This is a genomic window from Acinetobacter sp. YH12046 (genome assembly GCF_013419905.1).
Classification (GTDB): domain Bacteria; phylum Pseudomonadota; class Gammaproteobacteria; order Pseudomonadales; family Moraxellaceae; genus Acinetobacter.
The window spans coordinates 42,089-51,973 of record NZ_VOZF01000020.1; the positions used below are offsets into that span (position 1 = coordinate 42,089).

6 protein-coding genes and 2 pseudogenes are annotated in these 9,885 nt (G+C 39.4%); 3 read left to right on the forward strand and 5 right to left on the reverse strand.

Going from position 1 to position 9,885, the window contains the following annotated elements; translation table 11 throughout:
- Positions 1-13: 13 nt before the first annotated feature.
- Together FTU03_RS11485 and FTU03_RS11490 are read left to right on the forward strand one after the other, a co-directional pair.
- Positions 14-1,021: an HlyD family secretion protein gene (locus FTU03_RS11485; protein WP_179993018.1), complete on the forward strand. Its 1,008-nt coding sequence runs from the start codon at positions 14-16 to the stop codon at positions 1,019-1,021.
- A gap of 215 nt (positions 1,022-1,236) precedes the next feature.
- Entirely contained in the window at positions 1,237-1,680 is a 444-nt protein-coding gene (locus tag FTU03_RS11490; protein WP_179993017.1) for a BLUF domain-containing protein, read from the forward strand.
- Between the two features lie 204 nt (positions 1,681-1,884).
- On the opposite strand, the gene FTU03_RS11495 is transcribed toward FTU03_RS11490, so the two are convergent.
- Positions 1,885-2,175, reverse strand: coding sequence for a hypothetical protein (locus tag FTU03_RS11495; RefSeq protein ID WP_004785797.1), 291 nt, complete (start codon positions 2,173-2,175; stop codon positions 1,885-1,887).
- Positions 2,176-2,358: 183 nt separating this feature from the next.
- Here FTU03_RS11495 and FTU03_RS11500 point away from each other — a divergent pair.
- Positions 2,359-2,748 (forward strand): annotated as a pseudogene (locus FTU03_RS11500) (tautomerase family protein).
- Between the two features lie 302 nt (positions 2,749-3,050).
- Here FTU03_RS11500 and FTU03_RS11505 read toward each other — a convergent pair.
- From FTU03_RS11505 to FTU03_RS11520, 4 genes and pseudogenes are all read right to left on the reverse strand, one after another.
- A complete protein-coding gene (locus FTU03_RS11505; protein ID WP_179993016.1) occupies positions 3,051-5,159 on the reverse strand; it encodes a TonB-dependent receptor in 2,109 nt (702 codons plus the stop codon).
- A gap of 232 nt (positions 5,160-5,391) precedes the next feature.
- Complete coding sequence (locus FTU03_RS11510) at positions 5,392-7,794, reverse strand: glucose/quinate/shikimate family membrane-bound PQQ-dependent dehydrogenase (RefSeq protein WP_179993015.1); 2,403 nt, start codon at positions 7,792-7,794, stop codon at positions 5,392-5,394.
- Positions 7,795-7,960: 166 nt separating this feature from the next.
- On the reverse strand, positions 7,961-9,247 hold the full coding sequence (locus FTU03_RS11515) for a carbohydrate porin (RefSeq protein ID WP_179993014.1): 1,287 nt from the start codon (positions 9,245-9,247) through the stop codon (positions 7,961-7,963).
- A gap of 525 nt (positions 9,248-9,772) precedes the next feature.
- Positions 9,773-9,885 (reverse strand): annotated as a pseudogene (locus tag FTU03_RS11520) (IS982 family transposase); the annotation flags it as partial.

The following is a 9,885-nucleotide window of genomic DNA, read 5'->3' on the forward strand; positions in this document are numbered from 1 at the left end:
AGGGAAACCGTATATGACATCTGTCAATTTACGCAAATATTTGCGACCTGTACTTTTGACGGTAGTGGCTGTTCTCGCCATTTTAGTGATTCGACATATCTGGAATTATTATAATTCTGAGCCATGGACGAGGGACGGGCGTGTACGTGGTGATGTTATTCAGGTGTCATCAGATATTTCAGGCCTGGTCACAGAAGTACTGGTGCAAGATAACCAGACCATCAAGAAAGGGCAACCATTATTTAAAATTGATGTTGAACGTCAAGAACTAGATGTTGAAGAAGCTCGTGCGGATCTTGCGAAAGCAAAAGCAGGTTTAGCGCAAGCTGAGGCTGAACTGGCGAATGCTAAAGCCAATGTCGTGAAATCCCAAGCAAGTATTCATCTGGCAGACAAGAATGCGAGCCGTTATTCAAGTTTAATGGATGGTGCTATTTCAAAACAGGAACAGGATCAGATTTTTGCTGCACGAGATGAATCACATGCCGAGCATGAGCAGTCCTTAGCTGCAATCGAACAGGCAAAAGCGAATATCGAACAGCAAAAAGCACTAATACAAGTCGCCGAGAATAACCTCAATCTCGCGCAACTTAATTTACATCGTTCAGAAGTTGTTGCTCCAGCAAATGGGACATTATCAAATTTTGAATTAAAAGAAGGGAACTATGTCAAAGTTGGCCAAGCGGTTGCAGCATTACTAGATCGCAAACAACTCTATGTAGTGGGTTATTTTGAAGAAACAAAACTGGATAAAATTTACGTAGGGGCACCAGCTATAATTCAGCTGATGGGTGATTCGCAAAAACTTAAGGGCCATGTGCAAGGTATTGCCTCGGGGATTGAAGATCGCGAACGTACTGCTGGTTCAGGTCTTTTAGCGAATGTGAATCCAACCTTTAGCTGGGTACGTTTAGCCCAACGTGTCCCTGTTAAGATTATTCTGGATGAATTACCAAAGAATGAACTTGCCTTCGTTGCAGGGCGAACAGCAACAGTGCATATAGAAAAGCAAGAAAAATAAACTGACCTGTAATTCAATAACACAAGGTTCTTGAAGAAAAGAGAACCTTGTCATGAATCCTGATTTAAAAGATCAAACAGCTATATGAAAACCCCAATAATAAGAAGTATATAATTCAATCAATAAATTACCTTGTCATTACATTTTTATTGACCATTCGTTCAAATTTTTATATTTTCGTATGAACTTTTTTTAAACAGGAGGAATTTTTTATTATGAATGACGTAAGGCTTTTATATGTAAGTAAGTTCAAAGATGAGAGATACTCTACTTCTGAACTTTATAATATTTTAACAGAAGCCTTAGAATTTAATGAGTTACACAAAATCTTTGGTGCACTCTATTTCGGAAATAATTATTTTGTCCAGTGTTTGGAAGGCACTGAAGAAAGTGTAAAAGACCTTTTCTATAATCGAATAGTTAAAGATCCACGCCATAAGAACTGTGAAATTCTTTCTTATGAACTAATTGACTCATATCTTTTCTCTAGTTGGCACATGAAGTATGCCAATGTCCATAATGATCTCATTGAGTTCTTTATCAAGAATCATCATGATGGATTTAATCCTTATCTCCTGGATCCAGATACTATTCCTGCTTTTATAGAATTACTCAGACAGCACGAAGATGATTTATACAAAGCCCAGGTGATGGCCTAATCAAATTAAGATGTAACATGTGATATGTTAATTTAAAGAAATTGATATATTACATGCTATATTTATAATTTTAAGTTATTGAAATTTATAAAATAATTAAATTTTTAGTTTTAAAAAATAGAGAGGGTTAACCGTCTCTATTTTTTAATAGATTTAAAATTCCGAGGCAACTTAAATAAATTTCAACACTTCAAGTCTCAGTATTTAAAATATTTCCTGATTACATATTTCTATTCTTGAAATAAAATCGAGAGGCATAGTTAGTCTTTCAGCCGTTATTGTTTCGAAATGAACCCAGATAGCTGCATCTCTATTCTCAAAACTAATACTTACAAGCTTAACCAAGTCATAGGGTTCAACATTGTGAGTCAAGATAATATTATAAAAGTGATCTGAGCGTACGTAAGAGATAAGCATTTGATGAATAGCTACTTGTTCATCGCTACTTAGCTCACTATATTTACTTAGTTCAGGTAAATCATGTTGTCTGTTCACTTTAGTCCTTATCGATCTTCAAGTTTTTTATAGAGGACCAGAATTTTATCAATTTAGACAGGGCAGCATTTAGTTGTTTTGTATAAATAATTGAACTTTTTATGAATGATGCTGTACTACAACGTCGGCCAGATTAAAGTGCTAACTATAATTAAAACTTTAACTATAAGCGCGTAGAAAACAATGTCTCAAATAAAAATTTATGCTTTACATGAAACAATCGAAGTACATAGAATAGAACTGATTCAAGCTATCCATCAAGCTTTAATCAAAAAGCTAAGTTGTCCCGACAAAAGATTTTTCAACGATTTATACCTTTAGAGTCTGAAAATTTTATTTACCTAAAGAATCGATCTAGATTTTATATCATTATCGAGATTTCAATATTTGAAGGAAGAACAAAAGAGACCAAGAAAGCATTTGTTTTGGCTTTATTTAAAAATATAAGTCATTTATGTGAAATTAAATCTAATGATATTCAAATAACTATATTTGAAACTCCTAAAAGAAAATTGGGGTGTTCGAGGGAAAATTGCGGATGAGCTTCATCTAGGTTATGAGGTAAATATTTAAGTGATTTATATAAAGAAAACTTTCAAACTAATCTTAATAACTACGTTTTAACACGACGAGGATGAAAAAGACATATTAACTAATTAGTGAGTGCTACATACAGGAATAGGCTATATGCATAATATCTTATTTAACATAATATACATTATACGAAATGAATCATGTAAATCCAAAATAGAAATGTCCGGTTTCTCCAAAGTAAAAATGTCCGCCTTAGATTCGCACTTATTGCTGATCTTGGCGGACATTCACATGTGAACATGAATCTTGAATAAATTAAGAAAGCTTAAGTCAGATTTAAATTAAAACTCTTTTGTCACGCTTAACCCAGCACTCCAGTTACGATCTTCTGCTGGTTCATAGAAACGACCATTGCTTTCGTTGACAATGACTGAGCCTGAATAATCCTTATCAAACAGATTATCTACGCGTGCAAACGTTTTTACAGACAAATCTTTGACATTCCAGTTATAGCCTACATTAGCCCCAGCCACTGTATAACTTGGTGCATATTGTGAGTTAATGTCGTTAACATAAATTCGGTCTGAGTAACGTACATCTATTCCACCATGTAAGCCATTTTCAGGTTTCCATCCCAAACTAAAGAATGCCTGATTCTTAGCAATTCCAGGAATATAGTTACCTGACGAAACTGCAGCTACTGTACCAATTGCTGGAATATCGGCATCAAATGTTGCATCAATATAGCTATAGCTGGCTTGTGCTGCCAGATCACGCCACAGGTCTTTACTCCAGGATAGTTCCAGTCCTTTTCTTAAGGTTTTATCTGCATTACGAAACGTTGAGCGCCCGCCATCACTTCCCGCAGAAACAATGTCATTTTTGGTTTGAGTCTGAAATGCTGCTAAGGTCATATCACCGAAGCGATTCGCAGATTTTAATCCCAGTTCATAAGTTTCACTTTCAGCCGCTTTTAAGCTTAATACATCATTGCTGCCATCAGCCGGATAAGCCATTTCGGTAAAGGTCGGTGTTTCAAAACCTTGTGCAAAGCTTGTATAAGTCACTAATTCAGGAAGAATTTTCCAACTTAATGCAACTGAAGGCAGTACTTTTTCATAAGTCGTTTTACCTGAATTATCGCCATTGCTTAGGTAACGGTCTTCAGATTTAAAATGCACATTGCTATAACGCAAACCAGCATCTAAAGTCCAATCTGGCGCAAAGTTATAAGATGCTTGAATATAAGGATCTGCATTCCAAAGCGTATTATCTTCATTACGACGGAGTTCACCTTTAATGCCTAAAGTATTGCCGACAAAGTTTTGATAGCCTTTGCGGTCTTCGGTCATACCATCTACAGCCACACCAGCAATCAATTTAGTGTTTTGTAAAATATCTGTTCCGGTCCAGCGAAGATCTGCTCCATAAAACTGACGATCAAAATCAATGACACCACCAGCATGATTTGGGCCACTTTGTGCTGTACTTGGAATAGATTGATATTGAGTGACTTCACGCTGCCCCCAATACGCCATACCGTACAATTCATGCTGATCATTGATCGGCTTGTTCCAGGTTAATCCAGTTTGAAATTGCTCAATTTCTTTACGTGCATTATATAGCAGTACATTTGCTGCCACCTGTTTAGGATTTGCTCGCCAGTGTTCACGTGTTAAACCACCTGGATCATCTGCTGTAATTTTGACATAGTTATTGACCCAGTTAATTTTAGAGCCATCGTCCAGATCCCAAGTCAGCTTGGCATTGTTCAGTACTTTATGTGCACCACTATGATCACGGAAACCATCCGTATCAAAATAAGATGAACTGATGATATAGCTTGGTTCAGAAGCATTTTCTGAACCACCTTGTAGCACCAGGTTCGTTTGGCCTTTGTTCTGACTGCCACCCGAATATCCCAAAGTGACTGAATCAGGTCCCTGCCCTTCACGGCTTTGTGTCAGGATGGTTCCGCCAGAAGAATTACCATATAGCGAAGAAAATGGCCCACTCAGCACTTCAATATGATCCAAACTATTCAGGTCAATATTCGAGGTTTGCCCCTGCCCATCCGGCATAGTCGCAGGAATACCGTCTACATATAAACGTACTCCTCGCACACCGAAAGTCGAACGTGCACCGAAGCCCCGCATTGATATCTGTAAATCCTGAGCATAATTTTCGCGGTTATTCAGCTGTAAACCTGGTACACCTTTTAAGGTTTCAGACAGATTTACATTCAGGCTATTCTGTTGTTCCTGATTCAGATAATAGGTAGATGCCGGTGTTTCCAGAATGGCACGATCTGTACGGGTTGCTTCAACCACAATGGGAGCCAGTCGCTGTACCTCTGTAACCGGTTCTTCCGCATAAATTCCTTGACTGATACAAGCAATCAGACAGGATAAAGTCGATTTCATCGGCAACCGCGTGGTATGAAGGTGCATAGCTAATATTCCTGATATCTGGCATTCACTCATGCCATGGGAGTTCAAACGTTTTAAAAGTGTCTTATTAATTTTAAAGACTCAGCATCTACATAAGATCAAACTGAATACTTGCAGGAAAGCTGAGCTAAAGGTTCATGATTTTCTAATCAAGCTTTATTGTCATAACAGCCTGTATTTTGCATAAAAAAGCCTGACGAATCAGGCTTTTTTACTTAACTATAAAACTTCATTATTTATTGTCAGGTAGTGCATAGGCAACCAAAGAGTCACCCATTTTGGTACCGAAGGAACCGTGACCACCCGCCATAATCACAACATACTGCTTACCATTGGCTTCATAAGTCATTGGCGTCGCTTGACCACCTGCAGGTAGACGACCTTTCCACAGCTCATCACCATTAGTCACGTTGATCGCACGGATGTAATTGTCTTGAGTTGCACCGACAAACATCACATTACCTGCAGTCGAGATTGGACCACCTAACATTGGTACACCCATTTTAAATGGAGGCAATGGAATGCCCGGCATACTGTCACGAATCGTACCGATACGACGTTTCCAAGCGATTTCATGATTGGTCAGATCAACACCAGCCACATAACCCCATGCAGGTTGCTTACATGGTAAGCCGAATGGAGAGAGGAAGGCACTGATTTCAACACCATAAGGCACACCATACATTGGCTGTACCCCCGCTTCAGTACCTGCACCTTTGGCAGTCTGCTTACGGTTCGGATCTTGCGGAATCAGACGAGATACAAATGGCAAACCAATTGGGTTGGTCAATGCAATTTGACGGTCTGGATTCACAGACATACCGCCCCATTCGAATACCCCCAAGTTACCCGGGAAGACCAGCGTCCCGTTTTCAGAGGGTGGTGTATAAATACCGTCATAGTTCAGTTTTTTGAACGATACACGACACATTAACTGATCAAACATGGTGGCACCCCACATGTCCTTATCCGTCAATTTATCTTGAGGAGCCAGGTTGAAGTCAGAGAACGGTTGAGTTTTTGAATACCATTCGCCTTTGGTTTGCGGACCACGTTTTACTGACTGAGGTACTGGTTTTTCAGTAATCGGAACGATCGCTTCACCTGTACGACGGTCTAATACAAAGGCATTACCGGTTTTGGTCAGCACGTAGATGGCTGGCACCATATTACCGTTTTTATCTTTGATATCAGTCAATGTTGGCTGTGCTGGTACATCCATATCCCACAAGTCGTGGTGAGTAGTCTGGAAGTTCCAGATCAATTTACCGGTAGATGCATTAATCGCCAGCATAGAGTTCGCATAACGCTCGTCTAGCTCAGTACGGTGACCACCGTAGATATCCGGTGTACCTACACCTGTTGGTACATAGACGATATCCAGCTGTGCATCATAAGCCAATGGCGCCCATGCGTTTGGAGAGTTATTTACGAATTTTTGACCAGGAGCTGGAATCGCGTTTGGATCTTCCGCACCCGTATCAAATACCCAGAGCAATTCACCAGTATTTACATCATAACCACGAATGACACCTGAAGGTTCTTCAGTTGAATAGTTATCTGTGGTTGAACCGGCGATGATAATGGTTGTACCTGTCACCACAGGAGGTGAAGTCGGGTTATAACCGCCTGGATATGGGAATGGCATGTCTTTTTGCAGATCAACTTCACCATTGTTACCAAAGTCAGAACATACTTTACCTGTAGTCGCATTCACTGCGACCAGACGTCCATCATTGACTGGTAAGATCACTTTCTGAGGACATTCAGCAGAAGTTGTTGAGCGTGCAGCCAGACTGCTTTCAAAACCTGCAGTATTGTTCGCATCATAATAAGATACGCCACGACAAGTTAAATGCTGGAAGGTATTGTCCGCTTTCAGTTTAGGATCGAAGCGCCATTTCTCCTTACCAGTCGCAGGATCAAGTGCAATCAGATACTGGTGGGTTGAACACATGAACAGGTTATTCCCCACTTTAATTGGAGTCACCTGATTGGTGGTTTCACCAGAGTCTTTATCTGTTTTAGTATCGCCGGTACGGAATTCCCAAGCCAGTTCAAGATCTTTTACGTTTTCAGAATTGATCTGTTTTAATGGAGAATAACGTAAACCTGACTGAGTACGACCATAAGCTGGCCAGTCTTCATCGGCAATACCTGGAATAGATTGATGAACTGCAGGTTGCTGTGATTTTAATTCGCCACGGATTTCTTGCGGATCATTAAATACAGCATAAATCATGACAGCAATCGTAATTGCCAGCGAGCCAGTCAGCGCCATTTTTGCAGCTTTGCTGTCACCAAAACCACGAGTCACTGCAGGAATCAGCAGGGCCAGACCGAATAGGCCTAAAATATCCAGACGTGGTGCCAGTGCAAAGAAGTCTGAACCCACTTCCCAAAGACCCCATACCACTGTACCAAGGACCAATACTGCATAAACAATAAGGGCTGTGCTTTTACGTTTTTGTAATAACACGGCTGTCGCCAGGAAGAACAGACCGGCAATGATGTAGTACCAAGACCCACCAAGTGTTGCCAGATATATTCCTCCAAATAGCAGAACCAAACCGAAAATGGCAGCAATAGCTGCCAGAATCGTTTTCAGTACTGAACCTGAAGACGAAGTATTCATATTGAACACCTTTTTTTTGATTTCTTGAACGTCTAAGCACTTAAGCAGCATAGACACCATATTGTTAAGTTCTTAGTTATAAATACATGAATACTTGGAGTATCAGTTCATCAATGCCCCAAAGTAATGGAAGAATCAATTGTGTATTTGCAACTAAAAACTCCGATTAGAACGACGTATTAAACTTGATTCCGCCTACCCAGACATTTTCACCGTCTTTATATGCGCCGACATGATGGACATATTGCAGGTTTGGACGGATGGTTAGCCAGTTAGTTGCATGAATGCCGTAATAGATTTCCGCATCGACTTCTTCACTACGGTTACCCAATACATCATTGTTCATATTGATACGGGCAACACCCAAAGCGATTTCATCCTGTGGGCGGGCATTCATCGCACCTTTGTAGACAAGACCGACATTTTGCATATCACTAACTTGGTTGGTTTTAGAGTCATGAACAGTGACGTTCACGAAACCGCTTAAACCTCGTGATGTATCCCCTTGATGTGAAGTCAGCTGTTGCTTAGCTACAATCCACCCCCCGTGATGATGACCAGTTTGGATTTGTTCATCTTGTGGAGTCACGCCATCAAATATTCTGGCATCAGCGGTACTGTAGTAATACCCGGCACGATATTCACCTGGCAGTTTTTGCTCACCCAGTTTCGGTGTCCACACCACTTCTGCAGGAATGATCGCGCCTTTAGATCCGTCTGTGCTCAGGTTAAAGCCTTTGCCACGATTCTCAGCATTTTCAGGATTGTATTCATAAACCCCTACCTGAGTATAAACTTCCGGGGTAAGGCTATATTTAACCCGCGTAGCCCATTGAGAAACTGGCCAGTTATACCATTGATCCCCTACCCAGTTACCCACTTGTGAACCGCACAATGCCAGATTCTGAAAATCACAATCGAAACTGTTAAAGTCTTCACCTTCACCAAAACGACCGACTTTCACATCGAGTTTTTGATCCAGGAATTTTTTCTTGATCCAGAAATCTGTTAGACGCCAAGTTTGACCACGGCCCCATACTTCCTGTACTGAACTTAAATGACCATTTGCTTGATCAAGTGACTGACCATTTAATGCATCAGAAGTATTCGAAAGGTTGCGACCATCACGATGAGTTACTGTAATTTGTGCTTCAGTGTCTTGCCAGCCAGCAATTTTTTCCAGATCCAGATGAGCACCCAGGTTTAACTGACCTGTATATTCTGTGCCATGGCTATTTGAGCGTTTCGCGTCAAGTAAAGTCGCCATTTCACCTGTATATCCAAAGCTAAAATCATAGCCCTGCTCTTGAAGCTGGATACGTTGACCATTCCAGTCACCCAACATCCACGGACTTTCTGCACTAAATGCATCAGCGGCCTGAGTAGTTGTATTTGCCAATAGCAATCCAACTAAGGATGTATAGACAGCCTTAGATAAGGGAGAAATAGACATTAAATGCTTCACCTTAATCACGTTTTTACTAAATATAGTACACTCATTTAATTTTTTAGTTTCAAATAATGAAGGAAAAGTATTAATAATGTTATTAAGTTTAGCTAATCTAATTCTTTTGTTAATTTTAATTTAAGAAAATTTTAAATTTTAAATTCAATAATTTAAGAGAAAATAAATATAATATTAATAAAAATAATACTACCTATAAATATTTTTTCTAAATCAGTTCTTTTGTACAAAAATTTACCAATTCGAATTGCGTAATAAAAAAATATTTGGTCTTTTGCTCATTTTATATACTAAAACTTGATGGTCATTGCCGTTCTATTCTTGGGTTTCTTAGCGAGGAAAATTGAGAAAAAACTAGATCTATATAGGTACTTAAACCCATTAAATAAGATAAAGAGTGATATCTGCTAAATAAAGTTTAAATATATGTAAAAATTATAATTATTGGCTATTCATATTAGATTATAGATGTATATCTTGTTTAATTCTTTCTATCAATAACCCGAATCCTGCTTAAGCCGATGACTTCATAATTTGAATTGTTGGCTTATTTTTATGGATCAGTTGATATGCACACAAGGACGCGTAAATCCCTCCTAGAAATCCATGAACACTACGTGCTTTGC

Coding starts and splice junctions, on each gene's coding strand:
- FTU03_RS11515 (WP_179993014.1), bottom strand. CDS start 9,247: ATGTCTATTTCTCCCTTATCTAAGGCTGTCTATACATCCTTAGTTGGA.
- FTU03_RS11505 (WP_179993016.1), bottom strand. CDS start 5,159: ATGCACCTTCATACCACGCGGTTGCCGATGAAATCGACTTTATCCTGT.
- FTU03_RS11485 (WP_179993018.1), top strand. CDS start 14: ATGACATCTGTCAATTTACGCAAATATTTGCGACCTGTACTTTTGACG.
- FTU03_RS11510 (WP_179993015.1), bottom strand. CDS start 7,794: ATGAATACTTCGTCTTCAGGTTCAGTACTGAAAACGATTCTGGCAGCT.
- FTU03_RS11490 (WP_179993017.1), top strand. CDS start 1,237: ATGAATGACGTAAGGCTTTTATATGTAAGTAAGTTCAAAGATGAGAGA.